The organism is Micromonospora sp. URMC 107, assembly GCF_051386315.1.
Lineage (GTDB): Bacteria > Actinomycetota > Actinomycetes > Mycobacteriales > Micromonosporaceae > Micromonospora.
Window position 1 is genome coordinate 15,566 of the sequence record NZ_JBPQTK010000015.1, and the last position, 15,640, is coordinate 31,205.

General features: G+C 75.1%; 17 protein-coding genes. 8 read left to right on the forward strand and 9 right to left on the reverse strand.

Annotated features, from left to right (window positions below; all coding sequences use genetic code 11):
• Positions 1–41: 41 nt before the first annotated feature.
• The 3 genes from ACSNN9_RS05645 to ACSNN9_RS05655 form a co-directional block, all read right to left on the reverse strand.
• Positions 42–977, reverse strand: a complete 936-nt coding sequence (locus tag ACSNN9_RS05645; protein WP_436671550.1) for a serine protein kinase RIO — start codon at positions 975–977, stop codon at positions 42–44.
• A gap of 220 nt (positions 978–1,197) precedes the next feature.
• Positions 1,198–1,842, reverse strand: coding sequence for an HAD family hydrolase (locus tag ACSNN9_RS05650; RefSeq protein ID WP_436671551.1), 645 nt, complete (start codon positions 1,840–1,842; stop codon positions 1,198–1,200).
• Positions 1,843–1,903: 61 nt separating this feature from the next.
• Entirely contained in the window at positions 1,904–2,773 is an 870-nt protein-coding gene (locus ACSNN9_RS05655; protein WP_436671552.1) for a carbon-nitrogen hydrolase family protein, read from the reverse strand.
• Positions 2,774–2,879: 106 nt separating this feature from the next.
• On the opposite strand from ACSNN9_RS05655, the gene ACSNN9_RS05660 reads away from it, so the two are divergent.
• The 6 genes from ACSNN9_RS05660 (at position 2,880) to mug (ending at position 7,249) form a co-directional block, all read left to right on the forward strand.
• On the forward strand, positions 2,880–3,452 hold the full coding sequence (locus ACSNN9_RS05660) for a TetR/AcrR family transcriptional regulator (protein ID WP_121400709.1): 573 nt from the start codon (positions 2,880–2,882) through the stop codon (positions 3,450–3,452).
• A gap of 172 nt (positions 3,453–3,624) precedes the next feature.
• The gene (locus ACSNN9_RS05665; RefSeq protein WP_436671553.1) at positions 3,625–4,536 is read left to right on the forward strand and encodes a TIGR04222 domain-containing membrane protein; all 912 of its coding nucleotides are present in this window, start codon (positions 3,625–3,627) and stop codon (positions 4,534–4,536) included.
• The gene (locus ACSNN9_RS05670) at positions 4,533–5,351 is read left to right on the forward strand and encodes a DUF692 domain-containing protein (RefSeq protein WP_436671554.1); all 819 of its coding nucleotides are present in this window, start codon (positions 4,533–4,535) and stop codon (positions 5,349–5,351) included. Before ACSNN9_RS05665 ends, ACSNN9_RS05670 begins: the two co-directional genes overlap by 4 nt.
• Entirely contained in the window at positions 5,348–5,794 is a 447-nt protein-coding gene (locus ACSNN9_RS05675; RefSeq protein WP_436671555.1) for a hypothetical protein, read from the forward strand. The genes ACSNN9_RS05670 and ACSNN9_RS05675 overlap by 4 nt, the downstream gene beginning before the upstream one ends.
• A 61-nt stretch (positions 5,795–5,855) precedes the next feature.
• Positions 5,856–6,623 (forward strand): SDR family oxidoreductase, encoded by a 768-nt coding sequence (locus ACSNN9_RS05680; RefSeq protein WP_436671556.1) that lies wholly within the window; start codon positions 5,856–5,858, stop codon positions 6,621–6,623.
• Positions 6,623–7,249 carry a G/U mismatch-specific DNA glycosylase gene (gene mug / locus ACSNN9_RS05685; RefSeq protein WP_436671557.1) on the forward strand — a complete coding sequence of 209 codons (627 nt, stop codon included), beginning with the start codon at positions 6,623–6,625 and terminating at the stop codon, positions 7,247–7,249. Before ACSNN9_RS05680 ends, mug begins: the two co-directional genes overlap by 1 nt.
• A gap of 4 nt (positions 7,250–7,253) precedes the next feature.
• On the opposite strand, the gene ACSNN9_RS05690 is transcribed toward mug, so the two are convergent.
• The 3 genes from ACSNN9_RS05690 to ACSNN9_RS05700 all read right to left on the reverse strand — a co-directional run bounded on the left by ACSNN9_RS05690 (position 7,254) and on the right by ACSNN9_RS05700 (position 10,387).
• Entirely contained in the window at positions 7,254–9,233 is a 1,980-nt protein-coding gene (locus ACSNN9_RS05690; protein WP_436671614.1) for an ABC transporter ATP-binding protein, read from the reverse strand.
• A gap of 112 nt (positions 9,234–9,345) precedes the next feature.
• Positions 9,346–10,113, reverse strand: coding sequence for an enoyl-CoA hydratase/isomerase family protein (locus ACSNN9_RS05695; RefSeq protein ID WP_425692750.1), 768 nt, complete (start codon positions 10,111–10,113; stop codon positions 9,346–9,348).
• A 46-nt stretch (positions 10,114–10,159) separates the two neighbouring features.
• A complete protein-coding gene (locus ACSNN9_RS05700; RefSeq protein ID WP_007462679.1) occupies positions 10,160–10,387 on the reverse strand; it encodes a helix-turn-helix domain-containing protein in 228 nt (75 codons plus the stop codon).
• 209 nt (positions 10,388–10,596) lie between these two features.
• Between ACSNN9_RS05700 and ACSNN9_RS05705 the strand changes: the two genes are divergently transcribed.
• A complete protein-coding gene (locus tag ACSNN9_RS05705; RefSeq protein WP_436671559.1) occupies positions 10,597–11,196 on the forward strand; it encodes a cadmium resistance transporter in 600 nt (199 codons plus the stop codon).
• A gap of 84 nt (positions 11,197–11,280) precedes the next feature.
• Here the strand turns inward: ACSNN9_RS05705 and ACSNN9_RS05710 are convergent, their stop codons facing one another.
• Positions 11,281–12,885, reverse strand: coding sequence for an ABC-F family ATP-binding cassette domain-containing protein (locus ACSNN9_RS05710; protein ID WP_436671560.1), 1,605 nt, complete (start codon positions 12,883–12,885; stop codon positions 11,281–11,283).
• Between the two features lie 245 nt (positions 12,886–13,130).
• Here ACSNN9_RS05710 and ypfJ point away from each other — a divergent pair, with 245 nt between their 5' ends.
• Positions 13,131–14,048 carry a KPN_02809 family neutral zinc metallopeptidase gene (gene ypfJ / locus ACSNN9_RS05715; protein ID WP_436671617.1) on the forward strand — a complete coding sequence of 306 codons (918 nt, stop codon included), beginning with the start codon at positions 13,131–13,133 and terminating at the stop codon, positions 14,046–14,048.
• 187 nt (positions 14,049–14,235) lie between these two features.
• Here the strand turns inward: ypfJ and ACSNN9_RS05720 are convergent, their stop codons facing one another.
• Positions 14,236–14,883 carry an acVLRF1 family peptidyl-tRNA hydrolase gene (locus ACSNN9_RS05720; protein ID WP_436671561.1) on the reverse strand — a complete coding sequence of 216 codons (648 nt, stop codon included), beginning with the start codon at positions 14,881–14,883 and terminating at the stop codon, positions 14,236–14,238.
• Between the two features lie 34 nt (positions 14,884–14,917).
• Positions 14,918–15,544, reverse strand: coding sequence for a LysE family transporter (locus tag ACSNN9_RS05725; protein ID WP_436671562.1), 627 nt, complete (start codon positions 15,542–15,544; stop codon positions 14,918–14,920).
• Positions 15,545–15,640: the final 96 nt, after the last annotated feature.

Sequence of the window (15,640 nt, forward strand, 5' to 3'; positions counted from 1 at the left end):
GGGTCCCGGGCGGCCCGTTCCGGCCGCCCGGAACGTCGCGGTCAGCGGAGCCCCGCCTCCCGCAGCAGCAGCGCGGTCAGCGCGCCCGGGTCGGCGTCCGTCGCGGGCAGGCCCCGGCCCGCGAACCAGGTGGCGACCACCCGCACGTCGCGGGCCAGGAACTCCGGCCCCTGCGGGTTGGCCACCACGTCGACGACCTGCGGCAGGTCGATCAGCACCAGCCGCCCCGCGTGCACCAGCAGGTTGTACGGCGACAGGTCGCCGTGGGCGAGGCCGGCGCGGGCGAGCACCACGAGGGCGTCGACGAGCTGGCCCCACAGCTCACGCAGCTCCCCCGCCGTCGGCCTCAGCTGGGCCAGCCGGGGCGCGGCCAGTCCCTCGTCCTGGTCGCCGAGGAACTCCAGCATCAACTCGGTGCCGCGCACCTGCACCGGATAGGGGACGGTGATCGTGCCGTACCGGGCGCCGACCTCCCAGAGCCGGGCCAGCGCGGCGAACTCGGCCGCCGCCCACTGCCCGGCGATCATCTGCCGGCCGAAGGCGGTACGGCCGGCCATCGCCCGGTTCTCCCGGGACCGGCGGACCCGGCGTCCCTCCAGGTAGCCGGCGTCGCGGTGGAAGAGGCGGTGCTGGGGGTCCCGGTACCGCTTCGCCGCCAGCAGGCAGGACCGGTCGGTGCCGGGCACCGCCCGGCGGACCAGGTGGACGTCCGCCTCCTTGCCGGTCTTGAGCACCCCCAGCTCGGTGTCCTTGGCTGCCAGTTCGGTGACCAGCCACTCCGGGTGGGGTTGCGGGCCGTGCACGGCGTCGTCCCAGGAGGACCAGCGCTCCCCCGTGTCGGGGTCCGGCTCGGCGTCGGGGTCGGCGAGGGCGGGCTCGGCGGCCCGGCCCCGCTTCAGGAAGAGCTGTTCGTCGTCGTCGAAGCGGCGCTTGCCGCGGGTACGGCGCTCGCGCGCCGGAAGGTCGTGATCGCGCACTGCGGTGGTGATCCCTTGATCGAGGCTGATGGGGGCAGGTGGAAGCGACCTGCGAAGACGGCCATGACCGACCCCCTCTCCTCGACCGGGCGCGGACCCGGTTGCACGATGCGCCGACCATGCTCACGGGTCGGCGCGGCCCGGGTCAACCGAATTACGCCCGGCCGGCGGACCGTCGCCGCGCCCGTTACGCCCGACCGGCGGACCGGCGCCGCACCCGTCAGGCGGCGAGCACCGTCGCGACGGCGGCGATCACGCCGTCCGCCGTGCGGGTGGGGGCGAACCGGCTGTCGACCCAGCTCCGTTCCCGGTGCAGCCAGACGCTGGGCAGGCCCACGGCGGCGGCGCCCCCGATGTCCGCCTCCGGACCGTCGCCGACCACCCAGGCGTCGCGCAGGGGCAGCCGTACCCGCCGGGCGGCCAGCGCGAAGATCCTCGGGTTGGGCTTGCTGACGCCGACCTCCTCGGAGATGACCCAGCCGGCGACGACGCGGTCCAGCCCGGTACGCCGGATCATGGCCTCCTGCTGCCGCGCCCCGCCGTTGCTGACCACCACGGGCGTCCAGCCGGCCCCGTCGGCGATCCGCAGCGCGCAGGCGACCAGCGGATCGAGCCGGACCTTGGCCACCACGCCGTCGTGCAGCTCCTCGACCAGGTCGATGGACGGGATCCGCAGCCCGTAGCGGTCACGCACGGCGTCGGCCACGTCCCACCGGTCGGTCAGCCCGTCGGCGTCGACGGACAACAGCCAGTCGATGTCGGCCGGCGGCGCGCCGACACCGGCCAGGAAGCGCTCGCCCCAGGCGCGGAACGGACCGGCCCGGTCGAGCAGCGTGTTGTCCAGGTCCAGCAGGAGCAGCGGCACCCGGGCACCCTACGGGACCGCCACCGCCCGCCGACAGTGCCGAGCCCTCTCCGGACGCCCGTCAGGCCGGCAGTGCCGAACGGGTGCTGCCCTGGTCGGGCAGGCGGTCGAGCAGCATGCAGTGGGCCGCCCGGGTCGCCGCGAGGGCCTCCGGGGCGAGCGTGACGACCAGCACGGCCTCGCCGGTGTCCGCGCCCCGGGCCAGCGGCCGGCCCTCCGGGTCGTAGACCGCCGCGCCTCCGTTGAACCGCCACGGGTGGGCGCCGCCGACGAGGTTGGCGAACACCACGTACATCGTGTTGTCCAGCGCGCGGGCGGCGTAGTAGAGGTCGCGGCGGTGCTCGGAGCCGACCAGGTAGCCGCTCGAGCAGAGGTAGCCGTGCGCCCCGTCGACCGCCGCGGCCCGGCCGTGCTCCGGGAAGCAGCCGTCGTAGCAGATGCCGAGACCGAGCCGCCAGTCGTCGACGAGCAGGGTGGCGCCCCGGTCGCCGGCCACGAAGAGTTCCCGCTCGCCGCTCCACAGCTGCTGCTTGTCGTATCCGACGCGGACGGCGCCGGCGCGGTCGACCAGCAGGGCGGAGATCGTCCGCCGGCCGTCCGGGTGCCGGACGGCCGCGCCGACCACCACGGCGCCGCCGCCGTCGCGGGCCGCCTCGCGCAGCGGGTCCAGCCGCGGGTCGTCGACCCCGCCCGCCGCGTCGGCCGCGACGTCGGTGCCGGCCGGGTCGGCCGCGAGCGTCGGCAGGTGGTACGCGGGCAGGAAGAGCTCGGGCAGCACGCTCACCCGGGCGCCCCGCTCCGTCGCGTGGCGGACCAGCCGGGCGGCGCTCGCCGCGTTGCCGGCCACGTCGCCGGGGACGGGCTCGGCCTGCACGGCCGCGACGGTCAGCGGCGCGGCGGGGACCGCGACGGCGGTGGGGAGTGGCGTCACGGGGCGATCCTAACCGCGATCGCCCCACGCGGATGATCATGCGAGCGGCCAAACCAAGCCGTACGTACGGTTTGCACGGCGGGGGGCGAGCTGTCACGATCGACCCGTGCCCAGAGTAAGTCAGGACCAGCTCGACGCGCGCCGGCAAGAGATCCTCGCCGCCGCGCGGGCGTGTTTCGCCCGGCACGGCTACGAGGGCGCCACCGTCCGCCGGCTCGAGGAGGCCACCCGGCTGTCCCGGGGCGCGATCTTCCACCACTTCCGCGACAAGGACTCGCTCTTCCTGGCGGTGGCCGAGGACGACGCCGCGGCCATGGTGGAGACGGTGGCCCGCAACGGCCTGGTCCAGGTCATGCGGGACCTGCTGGCCGGCGCGGTCTCCCCCGACACCACCGGCTGGCTCGGCAGCCAGCTGGAGGTGTCCCGGCGGCTGCGGACCGACCCGGCGTTCGCCAAGCGGTGGGCGGAGCGCTCGGCCGCGATCGCCGAGGCGACCCGCGACCGGCTGGCCCGGCAGCGGGAGGCGGGCGTGCTCCGCGAGGACGTGCCGATCGACGTGCTGGCCCAGTTCCTCGAACTCGCCTACGACGGCCTGGTGCTGCACCTGGCGATGGGCCGCCCCGCCGGCGACCTCGGCCCGGTGCTCGACCTGGTCGAGGAGGCCGTCCGCCGCCGCTGACCCGCCCGCCACCCTGCCCGGCCTCCGACGCGCCCCGGGCAGCCGACCCCGGGCGCCGGCCGCCGTATCGCCGTGCGTATCGGTCCGGTAACTCGGTCCACGCGGTGGGTACGCCCTGGCGGGCCTGCTCCACAATTGGGTCGCGATCCCCCTCGCCCGACAGGAGCAGCCCATGACCGTCCTCGCCGCGCCTGGTGACACCTGGGGCATCCCCGGTCCCGTCTTCCTCGGGGCCTATCTCCTCGCGGCCGTCGTGATCATCGTCGGTACGGTCGTGCACCGGCGCTCGGTCCTCGCCGGCCCACCGGTGGGCGACGTGGGCCAGCTCGGCCCGCAGCAGGTCGCCTACCTCAACGGCGGGCAGCAACTGGCGATCTGGACCTCGCTCGGCGGGCTGCGCGGCAGCGGGGCGATCGGCGTGCGGCCGGACCGGCGGCTCACCACCGGCGGTCCGCTGCCGGCCGGGATCACGCCCCTGGACCAGGCGGTCCATTTCGCGGCCGGGCGGAACGCCACCACCAAGGAACTGGCCCGTGACGAGTGGGTCCGCCGGGCGCTCGACCAGCTCCGGACCAGTCTGGAGCAGCGCGGGCTCGCGCTCGCACCGGCCCGCCGGTCCGCGCTGCGCCGGGGCGCGTTCCTGCTCTCCGCCCTGCTGCTGGTCGGCGTGTTGCGCATCTTCGCGGGGCTGGGCAACGACCGCCCGGTGGGCTGGCTCGTGCTGAGCCAGGTTCCGCTGATCGTCGTGGCCGTCCTCCTGCACCGGGTGCCGTGGCGCACCCGCGCCGCCACCCGGGCCCTGCGCGACCTGCGGCGTCAGCACACCTATCTCGCGCCCGCCTCGGCCCCCGCCTACGCCACCTACGGCGCGGCGGGCGCCGCGATGGGCGTCGCGTTGTTCGGCACCGCGTCGCTCTACGCCATGGACCCCGGCTTCGCCGCCCAGGCCGAGATCCAGCGCCAGGCGATCAGCGGCAGCAGCGCCTCCTCCAGCGGCGGCGGGTGCGGCGGGGGCAGCTCGTGCAGCGGGGGCAGCTCGTGCAGCGGCGGCGGGGGTTGCGGCGGAGGCGGGTGCGGCGGATGACCGGCCCCGCCGGCGTGGGCATCGGCTGGCGGCCGGAGATCGCCGGGTTCGTCGCCGACCTGCCCGGGCTGCGCTTCGTGGAGGTGGTCGCCGAGAGCGTCGCCGCGACCGGGCCACCGCCCGCCGGGCTGGCCGCGCTGCGCGAGCGCGGCGTGACGGTCGTACCGCACGGCGTGCGGCTCTCCCTCGGCGGCGCGGAACCGGTCGACCCGGCGCGCGTCGCCCACCTGGGCGCGGTGGCGCAGCTGGTCGGGGCGCCGCTGGTCAGCGAGCACATCGCCTTCGTCCGGGCCGGCGGCGTCGAGGCCGGCCACCTGCTGCCGCTGCCGCGCAGCCGGGCGGCGGTCGACGCGGTCTGCGCCAACGTCGCCCGCGCGCAGGCCGAGCTGCCGGTGCCGATCGCGCTGGAACCCATCGCGGCCCTGTTCGACTGGCCCGACGACGAGCTCAGCGAGGCCGACTTCCTCACCGAGATCCTGGACCGCACCGGCGCGCTTCTGCTGCTGGACGTCGCCAACGTGTACGCCAACGCCCGCAACCGGGGCGCCGACCCGGTCACGCTGCTCGACCGGCTGCCGCTGGAGCGGGTCTCCTACGTGCACGTGGCAGGCGGCGCCGACCACGGCGGCTACTACCACGACACGCACACCGATCCGGTGCCCCCGGCGGTGCTCGACCTGCTACGCGAGCTGTGCGCCCGCCGCCGGCCGCCGGCGATCCTGCTGGAACGCGACGGGCACTACCCGCCCGCCCCGGTGCTCCGGGCCGAGTTGGACGCCCTCGCCGCCGCGTCCGGCTTCCCGGTGGTGACGTGAGCGGCGACCTGGCCGAGCGGCAGGCGGCGCTGGTGGCGGCGCTGGTGGCCGGCGGCCCGGTGCCGGCGGGCTTCGACCCGGCGGCGCTCGCCGCGGCCGGGGCCGCGCTGCTGCGCAAGCGCGCCGGGGAGGTGGCCCGGCACTGGCCGCTGCTGGCGGCCGGTCTCGGCCCGCGGTGGCCGGCGACCTTCGCCCGGTGGGCCGCGGGGCGGCCGACCGCGGGCTCGCTGCGCGACGGCTGGGACCTGGCCCGTGACCTACGCGACCGGGGCGAGCTGCCGCCGTTGGGCGCGGAGGAGCTGGCCGCGCGCGAGGCCGCCGACCGCTACGACGGGCACGGGCCGCCGCGCCCGCGCCGGCTGCCGGCGTGGGGGCGCGCCGGCGGGGCCGTCGCCGTCCAGGTCGCCGGGCGGGTACGCCTGCTGCGTCCCGCCCACCGCTGACCGCCCACCGCTCACGAGGGCCCCGCTGGCGGATCCGGCCGGGTGCGGCAGGATCGACGGCATGGATCTCGGACTGACCGATCGGGTGTACGTACTCACCGGCGCCTCCCGAGGGCTGGGCTACGCCACCGCGGAGTGCCTCGTCGCCGACGGTGCCCGCGTCGTGCTCTCCGCCCGCGACGCCGACGCGGTGGCCGCCGCCGCGCAGCGCCTCGGCGGGCCGGAGCGGGCGGTCGGGCTGGCCGCCGACCTGGCCGACGCCCACACGCCGGAGCGCCTCGTGGCGGCGGCGCGGGAGCACTTCGGACGGCTGGACGGGGCGCTGGTCTCGGTCGGCGGGCCACCGCCGGGCAGCGCCGCCTCGGTCACCGACGAGCAGTGGCGCCGGTCCTTCGAGACGGTCTTCCTCGGCACCGTCCGCATGGTCCGTACCGTCGCGCAGGAGCTGGCCGGGGGCGCAGGTGGCGCGGTCGGGCTGGTCCTGTCGACCTCGGCGCGCGGGCCGGTGCCCGGCCTGGGCGTCTCCAACGGCCTGCGACCCGGCCTGGCGGGCATGGCCAAGGACGTCGCCGACGAGTACGGGCCCCGGGGCGTGCGGGTGGTCGGTCTGCTGCCCGGACGGATCATGACCGACCGCAACGTGGAGCTCTTCGCCGCCACCGGCGATCCCGAACGGGCGCGCGCGGAGGCCGAGGCCGCCATTCCGCTGCGCCGCATCGGCGCGCCGGCCGAGTTCGGCCGGGTGGCCGCGTTCGTGCTCTCCCCCGCCGCGAGCTACCTGACCGGCGTCACCGTGCCGGTCGACGGCGGCGCGCTGCGGGGCCTGTGATGGTCACGCCCGCCGGCCGGCCGGGCCGCGGCTCCCCCACCCGACAGCGGGCGCGGGCGGCGGATGCGGCCGGACGGTATCCGCGGCCCACGCGGGAGGAACTCGCGGCGGCGGCGGAGCGGACCATTCCCGACGTCATCGCCCCCGGCCTGGACGTGCTCTTCGTGGGGATCAACCCGGGCCTGTGGTCGGCCGCGACCGGGTGGCACTTCGCCCGGCCGGGCAACCGGTTCTGGCCGGCGCTGCACCGGGGCGGGTTCACGCCCCGGCTGCTGCATCCCAGCGAGCAGGACGAGCTGCCGGGGTACGGCCTGGGCATCAGCAACATGGTCGCGCGGGCCAGTGCCCGCCCCGACGAGCTGACCCCGGCCGAACTGGTCGAGGGGGCGGAGATCCTCACCGGCAAGGTCGAGCGCCATCGCCCCCGGTGGGTGGCCGTGGTCGGGGTGACCGCGTACCGGATCGGGTTCGCCCGGCCGAAGGCCGGCTTCGGACCGCAGCCGGAGCGGCTGGCGGGCGCCCGGCTCTGGGTGCTGCCCAACCCCAGCGGCCTGAACGCGCACTTCACCCCCGAGACGCTCGGCGCCGCGTTCGGGGAGTTGCGGGCGGCGGTGACCGCCGGCTGAGGCGTCAGTTGGCTGCGGCCGGCGGCAGCGCCTCGTCGGCGAGGTAGGGCCGCAGCGGCGGCACGGCCACCGGCTCGGGCCCGGTCGCGTCGGCGTACGGGGTGGGCGAGTCGGCGACCGCGAACTGGGTGCGGTAGAGCTCGGCGTAGAGCCCGCCCACGGCCACCAGTTCCTCGTGCCGCCCCCGCTCGACGATCCGCCCGTCGTCGAGCACCAGGATCTGGTCGGCGTCGCGGACGGTCGAGAGCCGGTGTGCGATCACCAGCGCGGTACGCCCGGTCAGCGCCACCGACAGCGCCCGCTGCACGGCGGCCTCGCTCTCCGAGTCGAGGTGCGCGGTCGCCTCGTCGAGGATCACGATCGACGGGGCCTTGAGCAGCAACCGGGCGATGGCGATGCGCTGCTTCTCGCCGCCGGAGAAGCGGTAGCCGCGCTCGCCGACGAGGGTCTCCAGCCCCTCCGGCAGCGACCGGACCAGGTCGGCGACCTGGGCACCGGCCAGGGCCGCCCAGATCTCGTCGTCGGTGGCGTCCGGCTTGGCGTAGCGCAGGTTCTCGGCGATGGTCTCGTGGAACAGGTGCGAATCCTGGGTGACCACGCCGATCTCGTCGCGCAGCGAGTCGAGGGTGGCGTCGCGGACGTCGACCCCGCCGACCAGCACCTGCCCGTCGGTGACGTCGTAGATGCGGGAGATCAGCATCGACAGCGTCGACTTGCCGGCACCGGAGGGGCCGACCAGAGCCACCATCTGCCCCGGCTCGACCGCGAACGAAACGCCCTTGAGCACGGGCTCGTTGACCGTGCGGTCGAGGGCGGCGACCTCCTCCAGCGAGGCGAGCGAGATCTCGGCGGCGCTGGGGTAGCGGAACCGGACGTCGCGGAACTCGACCCGGCCGCTGGCCCGGGGCACCGGCACGGCGTCGGGCTTCTCCTCGATCGTCGGCTTCAGGTCGAGCACCTCGAAGACCCGGTCGAAGGAGACGAGCGCGCTCATCACGTCGACCCGGACGTTGGACAGCGCGGTCAGCGGGCCGTAGAGGCGGGTGAGCAGCAGGGCGAGGGTCACCACGGTGCCGGCGCTGACGTTGCCGGTGACCGCGAGCCAGCCGCCGAGACCGTAGGTGAGCGCCTGGGCCAGCGAGGCGACCAGCAGCATCGCCACGAAGAACGTCCGCGAGTACATCGCGGACTGGATGCCGATGTCGCGGACCCGCTCGGCCCGCCCGGCGAACCGGCGGGCCTCCACCTCGGGCCGGCCGAAGAGCTTCACCAGCAACGCGCCCGAGACGCCGAACCGCTCGGTCATCGTCGCGTTCATCTTCGCGTCGAGGTTGTAGGACTCCCGGGTGATCTCGGCGAGGCGCCTGCCGACCCGCCGGGCCGGGATGATGAAGACCGGCAGCAGCACGAGCGAGAGCGCGGTGACCTGCCAGGAGAGGGTGAACATCACCGCGGCGGTGAGCACGAGCTGGATGACGTTGCTGACCACTCCGGACAGCGTCGAGGTGAACGCCCGCTGCGCGCCGAGCACGTCGTTGTTGAGCCGGCTGACCAGCGCGCCCGTCTGGGTGCGGGTGAAGAACTGCAGCGGCATCCGCTGGACGTGGTCGTAGACCCGGGTGCGCAGGTCGAGGATGATCCCCTCGCCGATGCGGGCCGAATACCACCGCTGGGCGAGGGAGAGCAGCGCGTCGGCCACCGCGAGCCCGGCGATGACGAACGCCAGCCGGACCACCGCGTTGCCGGCGTCGGCGCCGCCCCGGGTGATCGTGTCGATCACGTCGCCGGCGAGCACCGGGGTGGCGACCCCGATGACCGCGGCCAGCACCACGGTGACCAGGAAGACCACGATGTCCCGGCGGTAGGGCCCGGCGAAGGCCACGATCCGGCGGGCCACGCCGCGCTTGAGCCGGTGGGTGGAGATCTCGTCGCGGTTGCGCATCGACCGGAGCATGCTCCAACCGGCCATGCCGCCGCCGGACATCGAGTTGGACACGTTCACCTCCGGGTCGTCGGGCTGACCGCACCGTCAGGTCAATTCTCCCGACGACTCTGACAACCTCGGCCGTAACCCCGATCTTCCCGAACGGTCCTTACTATTCTCCCCGCCCGGCGAGATCGCGCAGCCGGCGGGTCTGCGCCTCCCGCTCGGCCCGCTGCTGGTCGGCGGCGGACCGGCCGGTCGCGCCGGCCAGCAGGGCCTTGATCTCCACCACCGCGTTGCGGTCGTTGGCCAGCAGCCCGGCGGTCAGGTCACGCACCGCGGCGTCCAGCTCGGCGTTCGGCACGACCAGGGTGGCCAGGCCGATCCGGTCCGCCTCGGCGGCGTCCATCCGCCGGCCGGTCGCGCAGATCTCCAGCGCACGGCTGTAGCCGACCAGGTCGACCAGGCGACCGGTGCCGGCGAGATCCGGGACCAGGCCGAGCGTCACCTCGGCCATGGAGAGCTTCGCGTCCTCGGCGAGCACGCGCAGGTCGCAGGCGAGCGCCAGCTGGAAGCCAGCGCCGATCGCGTGCCCCTGCACGGCGGCGACGGAGACGACGTCGGGGCGGTGCAGCCAGGTGAAGCCGCCCTGGTATTCCGCGATCCGGTCGGCGCACTCCTGCTCGGGCAGGGTGGCCAGCTCGGCGAACGACCCCGGGCCGGAGGCGCCGGCCACCGACAGGTCGAGGCCGGCGGAGAACGCCCGCCCCTCGCCGCGCACGACGACGACGCGTACGTCGCCGGGGAGGTCCCGGGAGAAGTCGCTCATCGCGCGCCACATCGCCGGGGTCTGCGCGTTGAGCACGTCGGGCCGGCACAACGTGACCGTCGCGACCGGCCCGTCGCATTCCAGCCGGACCCCGGTCGCCTCGGCGGTCACCGGGCGACCCGGGGAGCGGCGCTGACGGACGACGCTGGTGGGCGGGTCACGCCTTCTTGCGGCGGCGGGCGCCGCCACGCTGCCGCAGCTGAACCCCGGACTCGGTGAGCACCCGGTGGATGAACCCGTAGGAACGGCCGGTCGAGGCCGCGAGCGCGCGGATGCTCTCACCCGAGGTGTACCGCTTTACCAGGTCCTTGGCGAGCGTCTGACGCTCGGCTCCGACGATCCGGCGACCCTTCTCAGTGCTGGTGGCTGTGCCAGTGGCTGCCATGCTGTGTCCTCACGTCCCAGACTGTGCGGTTCGGATACGGTCCCACCTATTAGACCGCCTCGAACGATCATGCGCCAGATATCAACTCTTCGCCAACCGACACGCTATGCGATGTCAGCTTCCCGATAGAGTGACCCTCCCGACGCGACCGGGGCCCGCCCGCCCCTCCGCGCCGGGCGGGGCGGGCGGGCGCGCCGTACCCTGCTGGCGTGATCGACCTGTTGGGCACCGCGGCCGGCGCCGCCGTGGTGTTCGCCGCCACCGACATCGACGACATCGTCGTCCTGACGCTGTTCTTCGTCGCCGCCCGCACCACGGGCCGGCCCCGCACCTGGCAGATCGTCGCCGGGCAGTACCTGGGCATCGGCGCGCTCGCGGTGGCCAGCGCGGTGGTCGCGGCCGGGCTGCTGGTGGTGCCCGAGCCGTGGACCGGGCTGCTCGGCCTGCTGCCGGTCGCCCTCGGCGTACGCGCGCTGCTCGACCGCGACGCCGACGAGACACCGGCGGTGGTGGGCTCCACCCTCGGCGTGGCCGGGGTGACGATCGCCAACGGCGCCGACAACATCGCCGTCTACGTGCCGGTGTTCCGGGCGCTCGGCCCGGCCGACAGCGCGGTGTTCCTGCTGGTCTTCGTGGTGCTCATCGCGCTGTGGTGCGCCGCGGGGGCCTGGCTGGGCGGCCACCCCCGGGTGGTCCGGCTGGTCGGACGCGTCGGCCACCGGCTCGTCCCGGCCGTCTTCGTCGCCATCAACGTGGTCATCCTGGCCACCTCGGGCGTCCTCCCCCACGCGCTCGGCCTGCTGCGCTGACCACGCCGACGCGCGCCGCGACACCGGGGCCGGCGGGCTGACCGCGCCGGGGATCGGGAGCCGGCGGGCGGCGCCGCGGGCCGCTCAGGCCAGCTCGACCAGTTCGAGCAGGTCGTCGCTCCAGGCGTCCTCGTCGCCGTCGGGCAGCAGGATGGCACGGTCCGGCTTCAGCGCCATGACCGCGCCGGGATCGTGGGTGACCAGCACGATCGCACCCGGGTAGCGGGCGATGGCGTCGAGCACCTGCTCCCGGCTGACCGGGTCGAGGTTGTTCGTCGGCTCGTCGAGCAGCAGCACGTTCGCCCCGGAGCAGACCAGGGTGGCCAGCGCGAGCCGGGTCTTCTCGCCGCCGGAGAGCACCCCGGCCGGCTTGTCCACGTCGTCGCCGGAGAACAGGAACGCCCCGAGGATCTTGCGCAGGTCCGTGTCGGTCTGCTCGATGGCGGCGCTGCGCATGTGCTCCAGCACCGTCCGGTCCACGTCGAGCGTCTCGTGCTCCTGCGCGTAGTAACCGAGGCGCAGGCCGTGCCCGGCGTGCACCTCGCCGGTGTCCGGCTTCAGCAGGCCGCCGAGCATCCGCAGCAGGGTGGTCTTGCCGGCGCCGTTGAGCCCCAGGATGGCCACCCGGGAGCCCCGGTCGACCGCCACGTTCACGTCGGTGAAGATCTCCAGCGAGCCGTACGACTTCGACAGGCCGGTCGCGGTGAGCGGGGTCTTGCCGCACGGGGCCGGGCTCGGGAAGCGCACCTTCGCCACCTTGTCGGCGACGCGTACCTCCTCCAGGCCGGAGATCAGCTTCTCGGCCCGCCGGGCCATGTTCTGCGCGGCGACGGTCTTGGTGGCCTTGGCCCGCATCTTGTCGGCCTGCGCCATCAGCGCGCCGGCCTTCTTCTCGGCGTTGGCCCGCTCCCGGCGGCGGCGCCGCTCGTCGGTCTCGCGGGCCTCCAGGTACGCCTTCCAGCCCAGGTTGTAGACGTCGACCACGGAGCGGGTGGCGTCGAGGAACCACACCTTGTTGACCACCGACTCCAGCAGCGAGCCGTCGTGGGAGATCACGATCAGGCCGCCCTTGTGGTTGGCGAGGAAGCTGCGCAGCCAGGTGATCGAGTCGGCGTCGAGGTGGTTGGTCGGCTCGTCGAGCAGCAGGATGCCGCCGCCGTTCTCGCCCGCGTCGCGGAACAGGATCCGGGCCAGCTCGATGCGACGGCGCTGACCGCCGGAGAGCGTGCCGATGGTCTGGGCCAGCGCCCGGTCCGGCAGGCCGAGGTTGGCGCAGATCCGGGCGGCCTCGGCCTCGGCCGCGTACCCGCCGAGGGAGGCGAACTGGTCCTCCAGCGCGCCGTAGCGACGGACCAGCTTGTCGTCGGCGCCGTCGGCGAGCCTGGTCTCGATCTCCTTCATCTGGGCCATCAGCACGTCCAGGCCCCGGGCGGAGAGCACCCGGTCGCGGCCGGTGACCTCCAGGTCGCCGGTCCGGGGGTCCTGCGGGAGGTAGCCGATGGCGCTGCGCCGGTCGATCTGGCCGGCGTACGGCTGGCCCTCGCCGGCGAGCACCTTCAGCGTCGTGGTCTTGCCGGCGCCGTTGCGGCCGACCAGGCCGATCCGGTCACCCGGCTGCACCCGCAGCGTGGTGTCGGACAGCAGGATGCGGGCGCCGGCGCGCAGCTCCAGGCCGGTGGCAGTGATCATGTCGGAGGACTCGCTCTCGGGGTCTGGAAGGGCTGACTCAGGGCACGCGAAAGCGCCGGCGAGCACGAGGCCCGTCGGCGCGGGGCGGTTCAGCCTTCGCAGAGCAGCACGGGACCAAGTGTACCGGGCGCCGCGCGGGCGCCCCGCCGGATTACCGACCAAGATCATCGGGTACCGAAACGCAGTCCGGACCCGGTCCGGTACCGCAACCACCAAAACGGATCAAATCGGTGATCGGGGTAGACATGGAGCTGAACGAGAACGCGCGGATCGACACCAGCCAGGTGGACGACCGGCGAGGGTCCGGCGGGGGCGGCGGGCTGGGCGGCATCCCCATCCCGATCGGCGGCGGCCGGGGCGGCATCGTCGGCCTCGTCATCGCCGTGGTCGTCGCGCTCGTCGGCGGCGGCTTCGGCCTGAACGCGGCCACCAACGGCGGCGACGAGCCGCGGGGCGACAACGCGTCGCTGGAGCAGAAGTGCTCGGCCGAGGACGCGCTCCAGCAGCTCGACTGCCGCAACGCCCTCTACGTCAACTCCATCCAGGCGTACTGGCAGAAGGCCCTGCCCGAGGCGTTCGGCGAGCAGTACCGCCCGTCCCGGACGGTGTTCTTCAGCCAGGGCGTCAACACCGCCTGCGGGCAGGCCGACTCCGGCGTCGGCCCGTTCTACTGCCCCGCCGACGACCTCGTCTACATCGACCTCACCTTCTACCAGGTGCTCGCCCAGCAGCTCGGCGCCTCCGGTGAGTTCGCCCAGCCCTACGTGCTCGCCCACGAGTACGGCCACCACGTGCAGGACCTCCTCGGCACCGAGGCCCAGATGCGCCGCCAGCAGCAGCGCGACCCGGACAGCGCCAACGAGCTTTCGGTCAAGCTGGAGTTGCAGGCCGACTGCTACGCCGGCGCCTGGGCGAAGAACGCCACCGGCACCGCCGACGCGAGCGGCCAGAAGATCTTCACCAGCATCAGCGAGCAGGACATCCAGCAGGCCATCGACGCCGCCGAGAAGATCGGTGACGACGCCATCTCCGAGCGGGCCAACCGGCCGGTGAACCCGGACGAGTTCACCCACGGCTCCTCCGCCCAGCGCAAGGAGTGGTTCACCCGGGGCTACTCCACCGGCGACCCGAAGTCCTGCGACACCTTCCGCGGCAGCCTCTGACCTCACGGGAGACCGTCCCTCGGCGGCCGGTGGGCGAGCGTCCGCCGGCCGCCGTCGTGTCCCCGGTGCGGGCCCACCACCCGTCGCGGGCACGAGAGGCCACGGGCCACGTCCCGACGGGCAGGATCGTGGCGGGCCCGAGGAGGTCGCGAAGGCTGCGGGCCAGGATCCGGACCGACCGGGAAGGTCAGGCCGGGTCGCGGACCAGGATCCGGACCGCCCGGGCCGCCGCGATCGCGCCGACGAGCACGGCGTGCCGGGGCTCGGGCACGTCCAGCAGCCGCTCGGCGCGCAGCGCCGCCAGCGGGGCGAGCCGCCGGTCGGCCAGCACGGTGTCCACCGCCCGCCGGTCCCCGCCGCAGACCAGCGCGCCCAACGACGGCGCCTCCGGCAGCAGCAGCCGCACGGCCAGCTCGGCCGCGTCGCCCAGCGCCGCCTTCGCCTGGTTGTCGCGCCGCCGGGCGAAGCGCTGCTGGGACCAGCCCCCGGCGGCGGTGCGGCCCTGCACGTAGCGGGTGTCCACCTTGGAGACCACCAGCTCCTCCCCCGCCGCGACGCCCACCGCCACTGCTCCCTTGCGGGCGAGCAGCAGGCCGAGCCGGCGGGGTGTGGTCGCGGCGGCCACGAAGCCGGGCACGTCCGGGGCGGCCGGCGCGCCGGGCGGGGTGTGCAGCTCGGCGGTGGCGCCGTCCGGGGCGGCGAGCAGCAGCCCGTACGCCTGGACGGTGGCGGTGGGCGGGCCGTGCCGGTCGGCGAAGCCCTCGACCCAGCGGGCGACCCGGGCCGGGTCCGCCTCGACCCAACGGCCGCCTCCGGCTGCGGGTCGGCTGCTCATACGCCCGAACCTACGGCACCGGGCCGCCGACGGGTCAGTCGGGCAGCAGCATCGCCACGGCCAGGGCGGCGATGATCGCGCTGGAGAGCAGCCCGGTCACGAGCCGACCGCGCGGGCCGGTCAGCATCCGGCCGACCAGGGTCCCCCCGCCGGCGATCAACAGCTGCCAGCTCGCCGAGGCGACGAACGCGCCGAGCACGAAGAGGCCGGCGGCGAGCGGATCCGGCTCGGCGCGGTCCGTGCGGCCCAGCACGAGCGCGGCGAAGTAGACCACGGTCGCGGGGTTCAGCAGGGTCAGCGCGAGCACGCCGGTGAAGGCGCGGACCGGGGTGTCCAGGCCCCGGCGGACGCCGGCGGCGCCGGTCGCGACGCGGGGCCGCAGCGCGCGCCAGGCGCCGTGACCGGCGAGGACGAGCAGCACCAGTGCGGCGGTCAGCCGCAGCGGCCCGGCGACCGGCGCGATCAGCCCGGCGACGGCGGCCCCGCCCAGGGCTGCCACGGCGGCGTAGAGCCCGTCGGCGGCGGCCACCCCGAACGCGGCGGCGGCGCCGACCCGGAACGACGTGCGGGCGCTGAGCCCGAGAATGAGCACCGCGATCGCGCCGACCGGGATGGCGACGCCGTAGCCGGCGAGCAGACCGGCCAGGAACGCGCCGGTCACGACGATCGGCGGCGGATCGGGACGCGACCGGAGGCGGTCCGCTGTCGCCACGCGGCGGCGGCCGTGGCGACGGGGACGGTCTTCGTCGGGTACGTC